The organism is Prevotella sp. HUN102 (assembly GCF_000688375.1).
Taxonomy (GTDB): Bacteria; Bacteroidota; Bacteroidia; order Bacteroidales; family Bacteroidaceae; genus Prevotella.
In genome coordinates this window covers 251,129-270,321 of record NZ_JIAF01000001.1, presented here as the reverse complement: position 1 = coordinate 270,321, position 19,193 = coordinate 251,129, and the positions used below count along the sequence as shown (strand labels likewise).

The window sequence follows — 19,193 nt, the reverse complement described above, 5'->3', positions numbered from 1 at the left end:
GCGAACCCCTCTTCAGGGGAATGAATAAATGTATTGAACTCTGCAATCCACTACCTGCATTGCAATGTTCCTGCGTTCTTTTGCTTACAAATATACACCAAATTCTTTAATTTTTCTTACCTTTGTACTATAATTAATGATAAATAATAGATGAAAAAGGGATTAGTGCTCGAAGGCGGAGCTATGCGCGGACTGTTTTCGGCAGGCGTTATGGATGTTCTGATGGAGGAAGGCATCACTTTCGATGGTGCCGTAGGCGTGTCGGCAGGTGCCGCTTTCGGCTGCAATATGAAATCGAAACAGCACGGACGCGTCATCCGATACAACAAACGTTTTGCAAAAGACTGGCGATATGCCTCTCTTCGCTCTTTGATTCTTACCGGAGATTACTTCGGAGGCGAATACGACTACCACCACATCCCGACGAAAGAAGACGTTGTGGACTTTGAAACATTCAGGAAGAACCCTATGGAGTTCTGGATTGTCTGTACAAACGTGGGCACGGGAAAGGCCTTCTACAAACAGTTGCACTCTTGCGACTATGAAGAACTGGAATACATTCGCGCCTCTGCCTCTATGCCTTTGGCTTCAAGAATCGTAACCATCAACGGACAGAAACTCCTCGATGGTGGCATTGCCGACTCGATTCCCCTCGACTTCTTCCAGAAACAAGGCTACGAGCGCAACCTTGTCGTGCTGACACAACCAATCGATTACGCAAAAGAACCCAACAAACTATTGCCTTTAATCCGTTTACAGTTAAGACATTACCCAAGAATGATTAAAGCCATTGCCGAACGACATATTATGTATAACAAAGAATTGCAATTCGTCAGACAAGAGGAAGCAAAGGGCAATACACTCGTCATTCGTCCGAAGGAAAAACTCACGATAGGCCATATCTCCCACAGCCCTGATGAGATGCAGGCAACCTACGAACTGGGCAGAAAAGCAGCATTGGAAAAGCTCGATGAAATCAAAACTATGTTTTTATAGTGTTGAATTATTTTTACAAAGTACGCTCCATAATTCGTTTATTTTCGAGAAAATGAAATTGTAAAACACGATAACGCTTGTGTATTAAACCTGATGAACAGAGCCGATATTCATCTATTAGTTTCAAGAACTTCAAAAAAAGTCCCGGCATTCCTTATGGAATGCCGGGACTTTTGGTATAATAATATCTGCTAATAATGATTAGTCTGCAAGCGGAACGGCAAAGTATGCCTTCTTACCCGTAGGGTAGATGCCCTGAATGTAGAGCACAGGCTCCTTGCTTGTAGACGCTGATTTCACGAGCTTCTGGAGTGTTTCGATAGAGTTTACGGTTGCATCGTTTACCTTTTGGATGATGAAACCTCTGCTGATACCTGCCTCCCGCAAAGCACCGCTGTTCACTTTCAGCACCTCGAGACCATAGTTGATGCTGAGCTGCTTCTTTGTTGCGTCGGTTACAGGACGGAACTGTCCACCGAGCACGTCAATATCGACCTGCTCCAACAGCTTCGTAGTGCCCTGAGCATTCTTCAGAGTAACGGTCTTTGTAATTTCTTTCTTGTTGCGCAGGAACGTAATCGCAGCCTTATCGCCCGGACGTTTGCCGTTCAATTCCTGTTGGAGTTCAGCCATCTTGCTGACCTTCTTGCCATCGAACTTGACAATAACATCCTTAGCCTGAAGACCTATCTCGGCACCATTGCCGTCTTCGTCCACCTTATCTACATATACACCCTCGTTTGTACCGAGATCAACTTCCTTACCCTGTTCCTTCTGCGCATTGATATAGTTAAGTACGTCGCCGCCCTGAATGCCGAGCACCACACGCTGTACGCTTCCGTACTTCTTGATATCGTCTACAACCTTTGTCATTATAGCAGTAGGAATGGCAAAACCGTAGCCCGTGTATGAACCAGTCTGCGAATAAAGCATAGCATTGATGCCCACCAGTTCGCCCTGCGTGTTCACGAGCGCACCACCGGAGTTGCCCTGATTGATGGCGGCATCGGTCTGAATGAAACTTTCAACGCCATTTGTTGAAGCACCGAGACCACGTGCCTTTGCGCTCACGATACCGGCAGTAACCGTATTGTTAAGGTTATAGGGGTTGCCGACAGCTATCACCCACTCGCCCACTTTCAGTTTATCAGAATCGGCTACTGTGAGGAAAGGCAGATTCTTCGCATCCACCTTGATGAGTGCAAGGTCGGTGCTCTTGTCCGTACCGATGATGCGTGCCGAGAACTCACGGTTGTCGTTCAGGGTTACTGTCAATTCGTCAGCACCTTCCACTACGTGATTGTTGGTTACGATATATCCGTCGGCAGAAATAATCACACCACTGCCCGTAGCCTTTCTCTTTGGCGTCTGAATCTGCTGCTGGCGCGTGCCACCGCCGCCACCCGGGTTTCCGAAGAAGCCGAACGGGTCGAAGAAGCCTCCGAACGGGTCGTCCTGAACCTCGACGGTGCGTGTCTTTGAGTTCTGAACATACTTGATATGCACTACTGCCGGAAGAGCCTTTTCGGCAGCGTATGTGAGGTCTACCGGCTGTCCCGGAGCCGCAACAGGTGCTTTCGCAGCATTTACCTTTATGAAAGCTCCTGTGGAGAATGCAAGTGCAACGACACAAGATGCACCTACGAGATACTGTGCTAACTTTTTCATAACCTTCATTTTACTTTATTCTATGTTTTTTTGTTTATTATTTTTTACCTTTGTACCAGTTGTTCTGAAAGATACCGGTATGCTGTTTAAAACGATTGCAAATATAGACGCAAAAAATGTAAAACTGAAAGTTTGTCAGTTTTCTTCATCCAATTTAACAATTACTTTTGCTTGCTTAACGGCTCTTAATGAGATAGGCTGACAAATTTACATTCATTCAAAATAGCTATCTTTTGTTTAAAAACCTCGCAGGGCGGTATTCATTCTGTTCTCGAGGCTCTTCTTCCCTGTGTTTTCCGTTGAATTTATCCGAGGAAACGGCACCATCCCTACCCGGCAAAACAATGCTTGCCGCCAGCCTACTGACAGACTATTTGCAAGTAACCGAAGAATGGCGTGCAATCTTGCGAAGAATGCAATGCGTTTTTGCGAAGATTGCGCCGCATTCTTCGCAAGATTTGATTGCGTTTTTTATCCATTGATTTTCAACGACTTACAAATATCGTGAATTTCAGCATAAAATGCAATCTTGAACCAAAGGTTTTACAAAGGTTCAATGCCCAAACACACCGAGAAACGGCTAACCCCAACGGCAATCTACGCAACATCCCATCGCAGTAGTTCCATTCATTCAGTTCGATGAATAAAGAACAATGAAGTATGTGTGCGAGGCTGAACATCGAACTTAATATCCAAAAAATGATAATATATTTTGTGCTTTCTGCTATTTGCACTATCTTTGCATATTAATAAGGTAGTGTTCCGGTTCTGCCGCTGGCATCATTCCGATGCGAGAGGAAAGTCCGGGCAACGCAGGGCATCCTGCTTCCGAAAATAGAAGCTATTGGCAACAGTAGATGTAAGCAGAAGAAAACAACCGCCATCTGCAAGGATGGCAAGGATGAGAAGGCGGTGTAAGAGACCACCAGCAGGCGGGTGATCGTCTGGCTGTGCTGTTCAGGAGTTGCAAGTTCATGTAAACCATTGTCTGAGGGTAGCCCGCCCGAGTTCATAACGACACAATGGAGGGTAGAATGCTTGAGAATTGGGGCGACCCAATTAGTAGATAAATGGCAGACGCCTTCATTCATCGAAAGAGGATGAAGGAACAGAACCCGGCTTACAGGGGCACTATTTTACGGCATACTCGCTTCCTCTCCCGTCTCGGGGAGAGGAAGTTGAGGCTTGCTTTCAATGAAGAAATCCAATATGAAGCATTACGAGAACTACCGGATTGTTGCAGACGATTTTCAGCACAAGGTTGAGAACAAAATCAATAACTATAAGAACGAAAGCGATTTCCCAAAGATGGGTTCACGGCTTACCTACGAGGAACTCTCGGACTATCTGTTTGAGTATCAGGCGGCACTCGACAGCGAGGGAACGGAACGTACACGCTACACGATAGCAGGCTTTCTGGTATGTCTGCCCATCATAGTGCTCTCGGGATTTCAGGATGAAATGTTCCCCCTCAAGAGCTTTGGCAAAGTCTTGATAGGACTGGCAATCGGAATGGTACTGTTTTTGCTCTACCGTATTCTGATGAAAGTAAACGTAAGGAGAAGGATTAACAGCACGAACCGCGAATATCCGATGGCAAAGGAATACGTGGATGAGGTGCTGGCTTACAATCCGAGATAACCCTGCAATATTTATTAACAGCACCGAAAGGATGCAAAAATGAAAGGAGACTATGGAAATTCCTGATTTACAGAAATATAAAGATAAATTCTCAAAGGAAGGATTTATAGAGAAGATACAGAGAATAGCAAAGCGTGCCGGCGTGAAACTGGTCTATGCAGCGTTGATTCTCTACTATTCAATGGAGAGCGACAAGGTTTCGCTCAAGGACAAAGCCATCATCATCGGTGCGCTGGGCTATCTTATTTCGCCGTTGGACATTGTTCCCGACGCTATTCCGATTGCAGGTCTGGCCGATGACCTCACGGTTCTGCTCTTCGTGATAAACAAAATTTGGAACGAGGTTGGCGATGACGTGAAGGATAAGGCTCATTCAAAACTCGCGCAATGGTTCGATGAGGATGAGATAAAGGGTGCCGATGAGATTTTTGCAGACAAAGACGCAGAGGATCCGGTATAAATAAATATAGGAGGAACAAATGCTGACACAATATATAATACTGACAGTAGTTTTGCTATTGGCAATTCTGTATGTTGTCCGTGCGCTGATAAAGACCATCAGGACTGCCAACGACCCGTGCGGAGGATGCTCGGGATGTGCAATACACGAACAGGCAATGAAGAAAACAATGTCGAAACACGACAAAGTTGCATATTGTCATAAAAATTGATGGAAAAAATTTGGTCGAACCGAATATAATTATTAATTTTGCATTCGCATTCAGGAAATGAATGCTCGCCTATGGTGCCTGGGCCGGGAGGTTAGGTAACGGTCTGCAAAACCGTGTAGAGCGGTTCGATTCCGCTAGGCACCTCACAAAAGAACTGGAAGAATTTCCGGTTCTTTTTTTATTTTCCCCATTTGGGGAAGCAAACAGGAGAACAGGCGAATGGATTGACAGGGAAGCGGTCTTTATGTGTGCGGAAGAATATTGAAAAGCAAGACCGAAAACGTTTGAAATTTTGGAAGTCTACTTGTCGCCTTGTTAATAGTTTCTTGGGCAGTTTATCTCGAATCCGAATTTTTCCTCTCGCTCTTTTGCCTTCGTGTTCGCTTATTCCTAATCCAAATAGATGTGCAGGTAGCTCTGAAAAACGTAGACAAAGGAACTTATGAACTCTGCAATAAGGATATAAATCGGGAACAAATGGGCACAGAGCCTGAAGCCGCTGGAGAACGACTCATAGGTTTCGCCCAGACTTTTCAACTGTCCGCACATTACTCCATAGGACAATGAGCACACCGTTACGACAAGGGCGAGGTATGGAATGAGGCTTTCCGAAAAGCTGCTCGGGAACAAATGACCCGTAACGCTCAGCAAAACGGCTTGTGGAAGCATCGTCATCATCAGGGTAAGCACAATGAAAAACAGGATTTCGGCAAGCACAACCCTGAATCCTATCCGCTCTCTGTAACTGAAACTGCCCAATGCCCTGCGCTCCTTCAGCATTCGGTATAGAAACGAACTAAGCCCACTGGTCCGGAAAGCTCCATAAGCCGTAACGCCGAGCAGCATCCAAACCAGCACGTCTGTCTTCATATTGTCTGCAAAGTTTCGCGAAAACCACCTTATTCCTTCTTCGCTCAGCAGGGAATGCAACTGCAATTCGGGGAATGCGGCCGTAATCATCCACGATGCTATCACGAGAAGGACTTGCAACACGATGAAGACTATCGCCAATAGTCCGAGTTTATTCCTCATCAGAATATAAGTTGTCTATATCAACCACTCTCAGTTCGAGCGCACGCACCACCAGTCGGGTTGCATTCACGCCCACTCCTCCCTTTCCTTCGGGGAAAAGTTTCTGCACGAGTTCGTTCTGCCGCTTCTCAAGACTCTTCACTCCGAAAGGCATTCCACGGAGATTCGTTATCTGTTCCTTGGTATAGCCCAATGCAAGATGTCGTAGGAAACGCTCGTCGTATTCGTCTATTTCATAGTTGATCATCGCCTCTTGGTGCATCAGTTCGCTGCTTACGTTTTGCTTGAAACGGTCTACTATCTTTTCAAGAATAGGTTGGTTGAACACAAGTTTCTTGCCTCCCATTATGCTCGCAACGTCGCTGCGTGTCAGGAGTTCGCCACTCTTCAGGCAAATACCGTCTGCCCCTGCGTCGAGCACGTCCACCCACAGCTTCTCGTTGAGTATCTCGCCCGTGAATATAAGTACCTTCACGCCCGGATACAGTTCCTTTGTCTGTCGGCAGATTTCCACTCCGATGGTGGTTGAGCCTCCCAGACCGAGATCCAACAGTACGAGGTCGGGCAGTTCTGCCTTGATGAGCTTCCAGTATTCCGTTTCGTTCTGTGCGGCACCGAGCACCTGCGCCTCCGGAATATCATTGCTGATAATGCCCTGAGTGCCTTTAAGCTCCAATGGCACGTCTTCCACTATGATAACTTTGAAGTTTTCCATTCTGTTCTAATTTGCTTTAGTTAAAGTTATGTCGATGACAATTTTTTCGTTTTGGATATTTGCCGAAATTCCACAGCCTCTCTGATTGGTGTGTTCGCCTATTTCGCGCACAATCTGCTTGCAGATGAGGAACGGCAGCGTCTTTGCCGAGGGATAGAAAAGCTGCGAACTCTCCAGTCCTGAAAGACTGTTCTGCTGAAAATGCACACGGATTGTGGCGTAGCCTTTGTATCTCTCTTCCACGCTCACCCTTAAATCGCCAGTCGCAGCCTGTCGTTGGAGGGTCAGGAAGAGGTATTTCAGCAAGTCGGTATCGCCGAGCACCTTCGTCTTCCCCATTGTTTCGTTCTCGAGTTTCATCTTGGATGAGATGATGTCCTTTACTTCAACGGTACTGAGTACGTACTTCTGCGATGCAATCTGGCGCATTGCCTGATTGCTCAACAGCGAATAGAGTTCCTTGTAGTAGGAAGCAAGTTCGTCTATTGTCTGCAAATTCTCTTCACAGTGCGTGAGTTGCTTGATGCGCGACGGATAATACATCGTCTCGTGCTTCAGGGTTGAAAGGCAATTATCGAGAATGTTGTTGCCAACGTGCAGTTTCTCATCCTCATATTGCAGTCGGTGCAGGTTGTCTTCGGCAAATTCGATGTTCAGTCTGCTTTCCTCCACGCGTTCAATGGTGTCGTCGAGGGCTGAGTTTATCTTGTTTGTGATGTCTTGCAGCGATTCGGGAAATTTATTCGTGGGAATAGCGGCTATCTCCTTCTTCTTTTCCTTTGCCGTTTTATCGCCAAGTAGGATTTCATTCATTCGCTTCAACTGCTCGACGCAGAATCGGAAGAACAGTTGGTGTCGGTAATACATAAAATAATATATCGGCATAATGGAGATAAGAAGGATAATGAGCAAGGCTACCGCAATGTTCTTGTTGGATTCCGAACGCTGCATCTGTCTGCAATATTCAGCCAAGGTCTTGTCGGCTGAGGTCTCCTTGAACAAGTGTGTAAACATATCGTTGTTGTATCTGTACAGCGACCATTCGTGAAGTGCCAATGCAGCGACAGCACTTTCGTTTCTGATGTCGAGGATTACCATATAGTTTGTGGGCAGATTATCGTGAAACCACTTGATTTCGGCAGGGATTTCAGCCTGCGTTGATTCCCTCTTCATCAGATTCTTGCCGTTCGGATGCAGCGACAGATAGTACTTGTTGAGGTAATATCGGCAGGTATCTGCAAAGTCAAGTGTCTTTTCATACGTGCCGTTTACGTTGCTGTAAAATGCGGAATCAGCATAAGCATCTGCCTTTTGCAGGTCTTTGTTGTTGAAGACTTGGGCAGAAGTGCTGTCTTTTTGTTCTGTATGGGCATCTGACGACGCAAGGATTGATACGGGAAATACCATCGTAAGCAATGCCAACAGGCATCTGGCAACTCCCTTCGGAAGCCTGAAGAAGAATCTGCTGCCTTTCCCTTCCGTGCTTTCAGCTCCTATCTCGCACACGGAGAATATCTGACTGGTCTTCTTGTACTTGTTGATGATGCCGATACAATTCATCAATCCGAAGCCGTGGGACTCTGAATCCCTGCTGTCTACAATCACTTTATGCTCAAAAATGTGCTCCAGCGTTTCCGACGGTATGCCTTTTCCGGTGTCGGAAACCGATATTTCCACATATTCTGCTTCTGATTTGGAAACTATCGTAACCTTATCGCCATTTTCCGTAAACTTCCTTGCATTGTCGGCAAGCGTGTTTATCATAAATAATGTCAGCCCTCTGTCTGCCTTTACCACGTCAGAAGATTCCCGAACATCGAGTTCCACGCCCTTCAAGTGGAACCCCATCTTGCCCTTTGCAACAATATCGAATATCTTCTGAATAGGAAAACTCTCGATGTGCAGCGACAATTCTCCCTGTTTCAGTTGTATCCACTGGGTCAGTACATCGTTGTATTCGTTGATTTTATCCGTAAGCTCATTGATATATTGGAATCGTTCGCTGCGCAATGTCTCATTCTCGTTGCCTGCTTTCAGTCGTTTTATCTCGTGAAGCATACGGTCTATGAAAGGAGTTACGGAGTTTACGAGTTCAACCTTCGCACGTCGCTCAAGATTCCGTTCCTTGTTACGCACCAAATGCAACAGTTCCACCTGATAGTCTTCCTGCAAAGCCTCGTACTTATCCTCCATTTCTGCCATAGAAACCTTATTCTGGTCCTGCCACAACTGCAAGGGTTTCAGCAATTCGTCCAAAGAATGCTTCTTGGCTCTTCTCTTTCGCATCTTGTGGAAAATGAAAAGCAACAGCACAACCATAGCAATGAGAATGACAATGAGCATTATCATAAAGTTAAGCGTCTTGGAAGTCTTTTCCAACTGACCTGCACGCGACTCTAAATACCTGTCCTGTCGGGTCTGTTCCTGTAAGTCCAGATAGGCATTCCTGTGGAAATCGCTGCTCTGCTTGTCGTTGATTGAGGAATACACAACACACAACTGCTCGTGGATGGAGGCTACAAGGTCGGGAGCCTGAACGATTTCCGGATTTTTGTCCAGGGCACTTTCCAAACAGATTATCGCCGAAGTGTTGTCATTAATGTTCCAATAACAGGTAGCAAGCGTTCTGTATACACCGGCAACTTGGTATTTATCGCCAAAGGCAGTGAACAAATCCAATGAACGCTGCGCAAAATTACCTGCCAGCAAACTGTCGGGCATCGAATCAACGTTCAAGTATTTGAATGCAGGGAGGTTGTCGTCGATTAGCTTGTCGCGATACTCTGCTATCTGCAAGTGTTCGCTGATAGCCTGCAATGAGTTGGCCTCAAAGTATTTATAGCCGTTCTGCTGTGCAAGGAGGTAGCAACGGATGAGATTATCAAGTTCTTTCTGATTCACTTCCTCCTGCGATTGTTCCTTAATCACACCACCTGCCCCTATATTATATAGATACTTGAGGTATTGCGCCGTGTCGCCCTTCAGCAATTCTTCGGCATCTATCGACTGCAAAGCCTTGCCGAAAGGTCCACCAAGTCCTACGTAATAGTAATAAACCGACGTTACAATATTGAATTCCGACCGAGCATAGAGCATTCTCTTGCGCTGATGATCGTCCAGAAAATGCTCCTCTTCGGCTATTCTTCGCAGTCTCTGCTTCGCCTGTTCGCGGAAATCATAGAAATCCTTGTTGCGCGACTCGCGTTGGCACAGTCGCATCTGCTGAATATCGGCTATCAGCAGTTCGATTTGGTTGTCCGTAAGTTCAGGAATCGAATCCAGACGCTGCTTTGCTCGCTTGAAATTCATCTTAATAATGTCTACGAACGCCATATTATTGAGGGCTTCAGCCCTGCCTACGCTGTAAGTCTTAGAAGCACCGTATGCCTGTCTCGCATATACGGAAACCAAATCCAGATTCTTGTAATGGAAGGAATACGCTTTCTCGTTCAACTCGTCCACAGCATTTCTGTCTGTCTGCGAACAAGCTGACAAAAGGACACTTACCATCACGACAACAAGCGTGGAAAGCAGCCCGAAACCGATTCTTACATTACCTTTGCGCATTCTAATATTCAGACACAAAAATACAAAAGTTTTCGCAATTACGGTACAAGAACTCCTCTTTTATTGCCTAAAAGTGAAAAAGTTACAATCATATCGTGCTTTTCTGAAGATTAATTACTATTTTTGCATACAAATACAGTTAGGATATATGGCTGAAAAGATTAGGATTAAAGATATTGCGGAAAAGGCGGGCGTCAGCGTAGGCACGGTAGACAGGGTCTTGCACAAGCGTCCCAACGTTTCCAAAGAAGCACTCGAGAAGGTTGAAAAGGTATTGAAGGAAATAAATTATCAGCCAAACGTCTATGCAAGCGTCCTTGCATACAACAAGAGCTACACCTTTCACTGCCTCATTCCGAAGCATTCCAGCGAGGCTTACTGGGAAGAAATAGAACAGGGAGTGCTCAAAGCCATAGAAATGCGCCGCGATTTCCAACTAAACATAAAGATAAAGTATTACAACAGACTGCATTCCAAGTCTTTCATTGAGACTTACGAAGAGAGTCTTGCCGAAAATCCTGATGGAGTAATCCTCGTTCCGTACACGATGGAGCTGACAAAGAACTATACCGACGAACTCCATAAGCACAATATTCCCTTCATTCTTCTCGATTCCTATATGCCCGACCTGAAACCACTCTCATTCTATGGTCAGGACCCCATCCAAAGCGGCAGATTTGCGGCAAGGATGCTGATGCTCATAGCCAAGGAGGAAAAGGCGATTATGCTGATGAAGCAGACCAAGGACGGAAAAATGATCAGCCGACAGCAGGAAAACCGTGAGGTGGGTTTCCGAAACTATATGGAAAATCATTTCCCAAACGTGCAGATTCTTGAGATAAACCTCCCGTTGGATGAAGAACGGAAGCGATACGACGGCATTCTGGAGAAGTTCTTCAAGGCGCATCCTGAAATCCACCACGGCATCACGATGAATTCAAAGGCACACATTGTGGGTGAATTTCTGTTGAAAACCAATCGCCGCGAAATCCAGATTATGGGCTACGATATGGTTCACAAGAATGCAAACTGCCTCCGACAGGGCAGCATTTCCTTCCTCATTGCCCAGCACGCCTACCAACAAGGCTACTCAAGCGTGGAAACACTCTTCAGCGCACTGGTATTAAAGAAAGAAGTTCGATCTGTAAACTATATGCCTATCGAACTGCTCTCAAAAGAAAACATTGATTTTTATCACCGTACAAGAATTTAAACACGGAGATTATACCGTTTCCACAAAACGCTACTCATAAACACATCACGTAAAGTCAAACCAAATAAGAGATGGACATCATACAAAGAAACTTTTTCAATATCCTCCGTTCAGGTGCCTTCAACGACAAGACGCGCCTTGAACTGATGTCTGCATTCAAGTGGTACAAGCTCTTTCAGATGGTAGACATTCAGAATGTGCTGAACATCTTTGTGAAGGGAATCAACAACAACTCCAACGATGAGAACCTCACGCTGCCGCAAGACTTGGTGGAAAAGGTACAGAAAACCCTCGAGGAACGAAAACCTGAACAGAAGATTGAGAAAGGCGAGATAAGGCTGAGCAATGGAATCTTCAACAACAAACTTCAGAAAATCATCCATAAGGAGCTGCACAGCATCGATACGTCCGTCGAAGCCGTGGATATTCTCAAAATCATAGTCTTCAACACCAATGCAATGCTCAACAAAGGCATCAGTCTTGAGGGCATTATCAGGCTCGGACAGTACCTCAGAACACGTGGCGACAAAGTGGATTTCGTAAAACTGGAAAACTGGATTTCCAACTTGCACCTCGACCGTATGGCACAGTTGCAGGGCAGCATACTGATGGAGTTCTTCGGATTCGAGCAAGACGAACTTCCCTTTGTGAAGCAGGTGGAGAAAGGAACATACAAACTCGTCATCAGAACCATTTCCAATCTCGTGAAGGAAACCACTGTGGAATGGCACTTCAAGGAAAATTCGGCAGGCTTCGTAAGGAACAACGGCACGGTTTTGAGAAGGAATCTCAGGCGAAGTCTCCGATATTTCGATTACGCCCCTCTGGAAACTACAAGCAATTTCATTCACAACTTCAGGAGAAGCCTCGCCGAAATAGAAGAATAAAAAGGCTTTGGAGCAATCGTCCGTTCGCTCCAAAGCCTTTATTTTTTCATCATACAGGAGAAAAAGGATAACACTACTGGTTATCAGCAGCTTATACAATATATTCTCAAAGTATTTTTTCCATTTTCCATTCTTGCGAAGATTGCAATTCATTCTTCGCAAAAACGCACTGCAATCTTCGCAAGAATGGAACGCAATCTTCGCAAGAATGGAAACCCGTCTTGAATCGCTGATTTTTTACTGCCCGATCCCCGACCGAAGCCCATCATTATTAAGGTCTTCCTTTCCATATATTTCTTACGCTTGAATGATTTATTTTGACCTTTTGCCTACGATGCAAAACGAATTGAGAATAAGCCTTTTAACGAGCGAATCATCAGCCCTCGCAATGTCAATTCCTATCCATCGTCGCGCATAGCTCTTGCTTGCATTATGGGGCAATCCGATATAATCGTACTGTTCGCGCAGCTGTGTTGCTTCTTCCTCGGTACTCTTCATCGACACGCAATCAGTATGATTAATGTCGAAATAGCAAAACATATGTCCACCAATATAAAACACCAAGATATCCTTGGCACCACCGAACTTCTGGAAAGGAAATTTCTCCTCCACTTCGGGCGAGAGCGACAAACAATAGTCGCGCAGTTCTTCTACATTCATAATCCATCTATTATATTGTAAACAAAGGTAGCTTTAATTATTCTACAAACAAAACTTTTTTATTACCTTTGTACTAATTAACAGATAAGGATTCCAACAAATGGCAATTTCCATTCTTAGCCAAAACAAAGGAACATAAACAATGAATATAAAGAATTTCTAAAAGTTTATAAAGAGGCTTTCGGGCAGGCAGTTCCTCTACCCATAGCTTTGGGCTACGGCGATATGCCTGCCAATCCAGAAAGCAAAGTGCCACGGTGTATGATAGGTGCTATCAGCAAAGTTCGAGATGGAGAACCACTTACCTTGTCAGCCGACAATGTGAAATGTGGTGGTGGGTTATACACAGGGTTTCATAAAATGCCAGAGCGGGTACCGCAGTTTGTATCGCAGTCAGAACACTACAAACAAACGCCCGAAATGGTTGAAGAATACATTGGAAAACTTGACATCACACGCAGTAAGAAGCCTTACCTGAACTTCGTGCGAATGGACAAACTAAGCAGTATGGACGATATTGAAGGGGTTTTGTTTTGGGCAACGCTCGACATTCTTTCCGGCTTAACTGCTTGGGCATTCTTCGACAATAATGCTTTCGATGCCGTGGCAGTTCCTTTCGGCTCCGGTTGCACGAGTATAGTCAGCCTTGCAGTAACAGAGAATCGCAAGAATGGTCGGCGATGCTTCATCGGAATGCTGGATCCGTCAGCCCGTCCGTTAGTACCCGAAAACGAACTTACATTTGTCGTTCCTAAATGCCGTTTCACAGAAATGACAGATACGATAAAAGATTCTGCACTTTTCCAACGTGCATTTTCCATTGTCAGAAAACGTATAAACGGAGAAATACAAACAGATTGACAGAAAACTCTTTTTACGTTATAAGGAAAACATAAAATCTCCATAAGCTATAATCTCAACGATGGATTTATAAGCACGGAATATCCTTGTTGATTTGTTTCAAACGTAATTTCATAACAAAAAAAGTCGAACCGTTGGAGCAACGGTTCGACTTCGATATTGTTTTCAGAATGTTTCAAACAAAGCAGGAGGAGGGGACTTAATTGTGTGTGGCTGCCCACCAAGGAGTGTTCAGCTTGTTCTGTATTACGTCCTTGTGGGTGGACGGATCGCTGATAGTGATGCCGCTATATGCCGAAACCGTATAGGGACTCCCGCCTCCTCTGTAAACAGTGAAGAGTTCATTGGTCTTTACCTTGCTGGGAACGAGTTTTGAGAGCACGTCTGCGTATGCTATGCTGTCGCTGCCCTGTTCGGTAATGTGTCGGTTGTACTTGCGGAGATAGTCGGCAAAGTCATAATAACGGGCTTCTCTGTATCCATCCTGAGGAGAGAGTTCTGCCTCTGTCGGAGCATCATTGTAGGCATTGAATTGTTTCATTATCCCTGCCATTTCATCAATATAGTCGCAATCAATCACAGACAGGCTGCCGTATGGATAGACGTAAGATTGATAGAACGAAAGATAGGCGTTCACGATGGCATTATAGTCAGGATTCTGCGAAGCCATATACTGATACACGTCTTCATAAGGAATGCCCGTTCCCATTATCTCTGCCGTAGACGCAATGATATATCTTGTGGCTTCTTTCATTTCGTAAGCCACTTCAACGTTTGCCATATAGCAGTCGTCGAAACAGAAATACTGAAGTTTGATGCCGTTGTCGGTTATTGCCTTTGATATTTCCGAAATATCAAACTGGTCGTAAGCGTAAAGTCCACCAACACTTCTCGTCCGTCTTCGTGTTTTGTTCTTTGGAATCCACCCGTCTCCGTGCGCTCCCATTACCATTGCGTAAGTTGGAGATGGCGATTTTTGCTTGATTTTTGCGATATACTCTTTCAGATTTTCGGCATTTGTGGCAACGCCTGTGTAATGGTAAAGCGTGTCGCGCGTGCATTTGCCGTCCTTGTATTTGATTTCAAACAGGTCTACGGACGATGGAGAGTCGGCTATGACAACAAATGTACGCGTGTTCTGCGTGGAGCCGACCTTCTTGATGGATACTTCCACGTTGGCAATATTGTTCTTGAAGTATTCGTACAGACCAGAACTGGTTGGTTTTCCCGTAACAGGATTGATTGTATTATGCCCTGTCCAAGGATAATACATTATTACAGTCTTCTGCGCCTTTGGGTCTGTTTCTGGTTCATCAATAGGCGGACTGATGTTGTCGTCGCCTCCACACGATGCAAATAATGCTAAAGATGCGAATAAATATAAAAATAATTTCTTCATTTCTGTCAAGTGTCGTTTTTAAATATCCCCTTATTTGCAATGCCTTTGGATTGCAGACTAGCTGTGTGTATTTGAGAAAGAATGGGCAAGCATCCCTTCATTATGGAGGGATGCCGCCCGTTCGCTCATCATTTCCGTATGTTCTTATTTCTTTCGGAGTTCTTCGATATTTGCCTTTATGGCACCAATCTTCTCTTCCGAATCGCTTTGCTTCTTGCGTTCCTTGGCAATGACTGCTTCCGGTGCGTGAGAAACGAAGTTCTCATTGGAGAGTTTCGCCTTGATTCCCTTGAGGAAACCTTCCAAATGAGCCAGTTCCTTCTCGAGTTTCTCTATTTCCGCCTTCACGTCGATGAGGTTTCCGAGAGGCACTGCAAAGCTGTCCGTACCCACCATAAACGCCGATGCGTCGGAACTCTTCTCGTCTACCACGCTGATTGTTTCGAGATTTGCCATCTTTGAGATAACGCAGTTGTAGACTTCAAAATTGTTTTTGCCAACCACCTCGAAGCTAAGAGCCACCTTCGGAGCAATGTTCTTCTGATTACGGATGGTGCGAATGCCTCCGACTATCTGCTTCACGCTTTCCACCTCGGCAATGAGTTTCTGCTCTTCGGCAGTAGGCAGGGCAAGTTCGAGCTTCTCGAGCATAATGCTCTCGCCATCCTTGCGGTCGAAAATGTGCTGCCACAGTTCTTCTGTGATGAACGGCATAAACGGATGAAGCATCTTCAGGAGCGTATCGAAGAAGTTGAGCGTAGCCTCGTAAGTCTGCTTGTCGATTGGTTTGCCGTATTCGGGCTTGATCATTTCCAGATACCAACTGGAAAATTCATCCCAGAAGAGCTTATAGACGGTCATCAGGGCTTCCGAAATACGGTAGCTCTTGAACTGGTCTTCCATTTCCGCATTTACTTCCTTCAGTTTGGCGTCGAACCAAGCTACGGCAATCTTGCTTGCTTCAGGCTGATTGAGTTTTGCAACCTCCCACCCTTTGACGAGTCGGAAGGCGTTCCAAATCTTGTTATTGAAGTTGCGTCCCTGCTCGCAGAGGCTCTCGTCGAAGAGAATATCGTTGCCGGCAGGGGCTGAAAGCATCATACCCATACGCACTCCGTCGGCTCCGTACTTTTCAATGAGTTCCAATGGATCAGGCGAATTGCCGAGACTCTTGCTCATCTTTCGGCCGAGGTTGTCGCGAACGATACCTGTGAAGTAGACGTGCTTGAACGGGAATGTATTGCGGTATTCGTAACCTGCCATTATCATACGGGCTACCCAGAAGAAGATAATATCGGGACCTGTAACCAAATCGCTTGTCGGGTAGTAATAGCTTACCTCTTCATTGTCCGGCTCATTAATGCCATTGAACACGGAGATAGGCCACAACCAACTTGAGAACCACGTATCCAGACAGTCGCTTTCCTGTTCAAGGTCTTCCATCTTCACGCTCGGATTGATGGCCTTCGCCATTTCCAGAGCCTTTTCATCGTTTTCTGCAACCACCGTTGCGTTCTTTCCTTCGGCATCTTTGAAGTAATAGGCCGGAATACGGTGTCCCCACCAAAGCTGACGACTGATACACCAGTCCTTGATGTTCTCCAACCAGTGGCGATACGTGTTCTTATACTTCTTAGGATAGAACTCAATATCGTCGTTCATTACCGGATCGAGCGCAATATCGGCAAAGTGCTGCATACTCAGGAACCATTGTGTAGAGAGCTTAGGCTCGATAGGCACATTGGTACGCTCGGAGAAACCCACCTTGTTGTCGTAGTCTTCCACACGTTCCATCAGATTGGCAGCTTTCAAATCGACGGCAATTTTCTTGCGAACCTCCATTCTGTCCTGACCTACATACAGTCCGGCAGCCTCCGACAATGTGCCGTCGTCGTTGAAAATATCAATCGTTTCCAAACCGTGCTTTAGTCCAAGGGCGTGGTCGTTGATGTCGTGTGCAGGCGTTACCTTCAAGCAGCCGGTTCCGAACTCAATATCAACGTATGAATCTTCTATGATAGGAATGCAACGGTTCACTAACGGAACGATAACGTGCAAGCCCTTCAGCCAAGTGTTCTTGCCGTCTTCGGGATTGATACACATAGCAGAGTCGCCCATAATGGTTTCCGGACGTGTTGTCGCCACCACGGCATAATATCCCTTTTCGTCCTTGTGCATTACGTTTTCTTCCTGCTTTCGCTCAACCTTAGACTGGTCTTCAGGCGCAACATAATACTTCAAGTGATAGAGTTTGGAATGTTCGTCCTTGTAAATAACCTCTTCGTCGGACAAAGCAGTCTGTGCACTGGGGTCCCAGTTTACCATACGGACGCCACGATAAATCAGTCCTTTCTCGTAAAGGTCGCAGAACACCTTGATAACGCTCGCACTACGGGTTTCGTCCATCGTGAAGGCAGTACGCTCCCAGTCGCAGGAACATCCCAGTTTGCGCAACTGTTTCAGGATGATACCGCCATGCTCGTCTGTCCAAGCCCAAGCGTGCTTGAGGAAATCCTCACGGGTTAGGTCGGCCTTGTTGATGCCTTCCTGTGCAAGTTTGTTTACAACCTTTGCTTCCGTGGCGATACTGGCGTGGTCAGTACCCGGTACCCAGCAAGCGTTCTTGCCTTCCATTCTGGCGTGGCGCACGAGAATATCCTGAATTGTATTGTTGAGCATGTGTCCCATGTGCAACACACCCGTTACATTAGGTGGAGGGATAACCACCGTGTAAGGCTCCCGTCCGTCAGGTTTTGAACTGAAAAGCTTGTTGTTGAGCCAATACTCATACCATTTCGATTCCACGTCTTGTGGGTCGTACTTGCTTGCTAATTCCATTACTTGTATATTATTATTTCTTTATTATCATTAAAAACGATGCAAAATTACGAAAAAATCGGTTGAAAAATGTATCTTTGCACTATAATTTAGCAGTACATTGTACTTCTTTTAACTTTAAATTTCATAAGATTGCATACAAAAGAAGAAAAATTAGAGGCTTTCGGCCGATTGTTGGACGTTCAGGAGCGTCTGCGTGTGGAATGCCCGTGGGACAGAAAACAGACTTTCGAGAGTCTGCGCCCAAATACTATTGAGGAAACTTTCGAGCTTGCCGACGCCCTGATGAAAAACGACAAGAAAAACATCTGCAAAGAGTTGGGCGACGTGATGGAGCACGTTATTTTCTACGCGCTTCTTGGAAGTGAAACAAACGACTTCGACATCGTGGACGTCTGCAACGCTCAATCCGACAAACTGATGTTCAGACACGATTTCATTGATTGGACAGGATGGAAGATTGCCGACGACAGAATGGCAGTAAACGCCAAAGGACAAGTGGTCTACAAGGACGAATTGGATAATCAACAAACTACTGACGGCGAAAGCAACAGCAATATTCCCTCAACTGCCACTCAAGTAGAAAGCACTTGGGAGCAACGCAAGCAGAAAGAGCGTGAGGGAAACAAGACCGTACTCTCAGGAGTGCCCGATTCTCTCCCCAGTCTCATCAAGGCTTACCGCATTCAGGACAAGGCAAGAAACGTAGGGTTTGATTGGGAAAAGAAAGAAGACGTATGGCAGAAAGTTGCCGAAGAACTCGAGGAACTGAAAATCGAACTTGCAAAAGAAGACAAGGCGAACTCCACAAAGGAGTTGGGCGACTTCCTTTTCTCCGTCATCAACGCATCGCGTCTCTACAAACTGAATCCCGACAACGCACTTGAGCACACCAATCAGAAGTTTATCTCCCGATTTACCTACATAGAATTGAAATCAAAGGAAATGGGTAAAGAACTGAAAGATATGACTTTAGGAGAAATGGATAAACTATGGAATGAAGCAAAGGAACTTGAAAAGAAATAACATAAAACTCATAAACAAA

General features: G+C 45.5%; 15 protein-coding genes, 1 tRNA gene and 1 other RNA gene. 10 read left to right on the top strand and 7 right to left on the bottom strand.

All coding sequences use genetic code 11. From position 1 onward, the window contains the following. Positions 1-150: 150 nt before the first annotated feature. Positions 151-996 carry a patatin family protein gene (locus tag P150_RS0101265; RefSeq protein WP_028896138.1) on the top strand — a complete coding sequence of 282 codons (846 nt, stop codon included), beginning with the start codon at positions 151-153 and terminating at the stop codon, positions 994-996. 201 nt (positions 997-1,197) lie between these two features. Here P150_RS0101265 and P150_RS0101260 read toward each other — a convergent pair whose 3' ends face one another. Beyond that, a complete protein-coding gene (locus tag P150_RS0101260; protein ID WP_028896137.1) occupies positions 1,198-2,664 on the bottom strand; it encodes a S1C family serine protease in 1,467 nt (488 codons plus the stop codon). A gap of 754 nt (positions 2,665-3,418) precedes the next feature. Between P150_RS0101260 and rnpB the strand changes: the two genes are divergently transcribed. The 5 genes from rnpB (at position 3,419) to P150_RS17320 (ending at position 5,120) form a co-directional block, all read left to right on the top strand. After that, positions 3,419-3,803, top strand: an RNA gene (gene rnpB, locus P150_RS16795) — RNase P RNA component class A. A gap of 55 nt (positions 3,804-3,858) precedes the next feature. After that, the gene (locus P150_RS0101250) at positions 3,859-4,305 is read left to right on the top strand and encodes a hypothetical protein (protein WP_231477556.1); all 447 of its coding nucleotides are present in this window, start codon (positions 3,859-3,861) and stop codon (positions 4,303-4,305) included. Between the two features lie 52 nt (positions 4,306-4,357). Continuing rightward, positions 4,358-4,765 carry a YkvA family protein gene (locus P150_RS0101245; protein WP_028896134.1) on the top strand — a complete coding sequence of 136 codons (408 nt, stop codon included), beginning with the start codon at positions 4,358-4,360 and terminating at the stop codon, positions 4,763-4,765. 19 nt (positions 4,766-4,784) lie between these two features. After that, positions 4,785-4,976 (top strand): FeoB-associated Cys-rich membrane protein, encoded by a 192-nt coding sequence (locus P150_RS17005; RefSeq protein WP_369793296.1) that lies wholly within the window; start codon positions 4,785-4,787, stop codon positions 4,974-4,976. 73 nt (positions 4,977-5,049) lie between these two features. Continuing rightward, positions 5,050-5,120 (top strand) — tRNA-Cys (locus P150_RS17320). Between the two features lie 246 nt (positions 5,121-5,366). Here the strand turns inward: P150_RS17320 and P150_RS0101235 are convergent. From P150_RS0101235 to P150_RS0101225, 3 genes are read right to left on the bottom strand one after another with little or no spacing between them, the layout of a single operon-like run. After that, entirely contained in the window at positions 5,367-6,008 is a 642-nt protein-coding gene (locus P150_RS0101235; RefSeq protein WP_028896132.1) for an AbgT family transporter, read from the bottom strand. After that, positions 5,998-6,723: a DUF5932 domain-containing protein gene (locus tag P150_RS0101230; protein ID WP_028896131.1), complete on the bottom strand. Its 726-nt coding sequence runs from the start codon at positions 6,721-6,723 to the stop codon at positions 5,998-6,000. Before P150_RS0101230 ends, P150_RS0101235 begins: the two co-directional genes overlap by 11 nt. A 6-nt stretch (positions 6,724-6,729) precedes the next feature. Beyond that, positions 6,730-10,290 carry a DUF5112 domain-containing protein gene (locus tag P150_RS0101225; protein ID WP_028896130.1) on the bottom strand — a complete coding sequence of 1,187 codons (3,561 nt, stop codon included), beginning with the start codon at positions 10,288-10,290 and terminating at the stop codon, positions 6,730-6,732. Positions 10,291-10,438: 148 nt separating this feature from the next. Between P150_RS0101225 and P150_RS0101220 the strand changes: the two genes are divergently transcribed. Together P150_RS0101220 and P150_RS0101215 are read left to right on the top strand one after the other, a co-directional pair. Continuing rightward, positions 10,439-11,503, top strand: a complete 1,065-nt coding sequence (locus P150_RS0101220) for a LacI family DNA-binding transcriptional regulator (RefSeq protein ID WP_028896129.1) — start codon at positions 10,439-10,441, stop codon at positions 11,501-11,503. A gap of 71 nt (positions 11,504-11,574) precedes the next feature. Then, positions 11,575-12,390 carry a hypothetical protein gene (locus P150_RS0101215; protein WP_028896128.1) on the top strand — a complete coding sequence of 272 codons (816 nt, stop codon included), beginning with the start codon at positions 11,575-11,577 and terminating at the stop codon, positions 12,388-12,390. 312 nt (positions 12,391-12,702) lie between these two features. On the opposite strand, the gene P150_RS0101210 is transcribed toward P150_RS0101215, so the two are convergent. Next, positions 12,703-13,050 carry an MmcQ/YjbR family DNA-binding protein gene (locus P150_RS0101210; RefSeq protein WP_028896127.1) on the bottom strand — a complete coding sequence of 116 codons (348 nt, stop codon included), beginning with the start codon at positions 13,048-13,050 and terminating at the stop codon, positions 12,703-12,705. A gap of 135 nt (positions 13,051-13,185) precedes the next feature. Here P150_RS0101210 and P150_RS0101205 point away from each other — a divergent pair, with 135 nt between their 5' ends. Next, positions 13,186-13,911 (top strand): DUF169 domain-containing protein, encoded by a 726-nt coding sequence (locus tag P150_RS0101205; RefSeq protein ID WP_028896126.1) that lies wholly within the window; start codon positions 13,186-13,188, stop codon positions 13,909-13,911. A gap of 199 nt (positions 13,912-14,110) precedes the next feature. On the opposite strand, the gene P150_RS0101200 is transcribed toward P150_RS0101205, so the two are convergent. Further along, positions 14,111-15,310 carry a clostripain-related cysteine peptidase gene (locus P150_RS0101200; protein WP_155952887.1) on the bottom strand — a complete coding sequence of 400 codons (1,200 nt, stop codon included), beginning with the start codon at positions 15,308-15,310 and terminating at the stop codon, positions 14,111-14,113. Between the two features lie 144 nt (positions 15,311-15,454). After that, positions 15,455-18,148 (bottom strand): valine--tRNA ligase, encoded by a 2,694-nt coding sequence (locus tag P150_RS0101195; RefSeq protein ID WP_028896124.1) that lies wholly within the window; start codon positions 18,146-18,148, stop codon positions 15,455-15,457. A 132-nt stretch (positions 18,149-18,280) separates the two neighbouring features. Between P150_RS0101195 and mazG the strand changes: the two genes are divergently transcribed. After that, positions 18,281-19,174, top strand: coding sequence for a nucleoside triphosphate pyrophosphohydrolase (mazG, locus tag P150_RS0101190; RefSeq protein WP_028896123.1), 894 nt, complete (start codon positions 18,281-18,283; stop codon positions 19,172-19,174). Positions 19,175-19,193 lie beyond the last annotated feature (19 nt).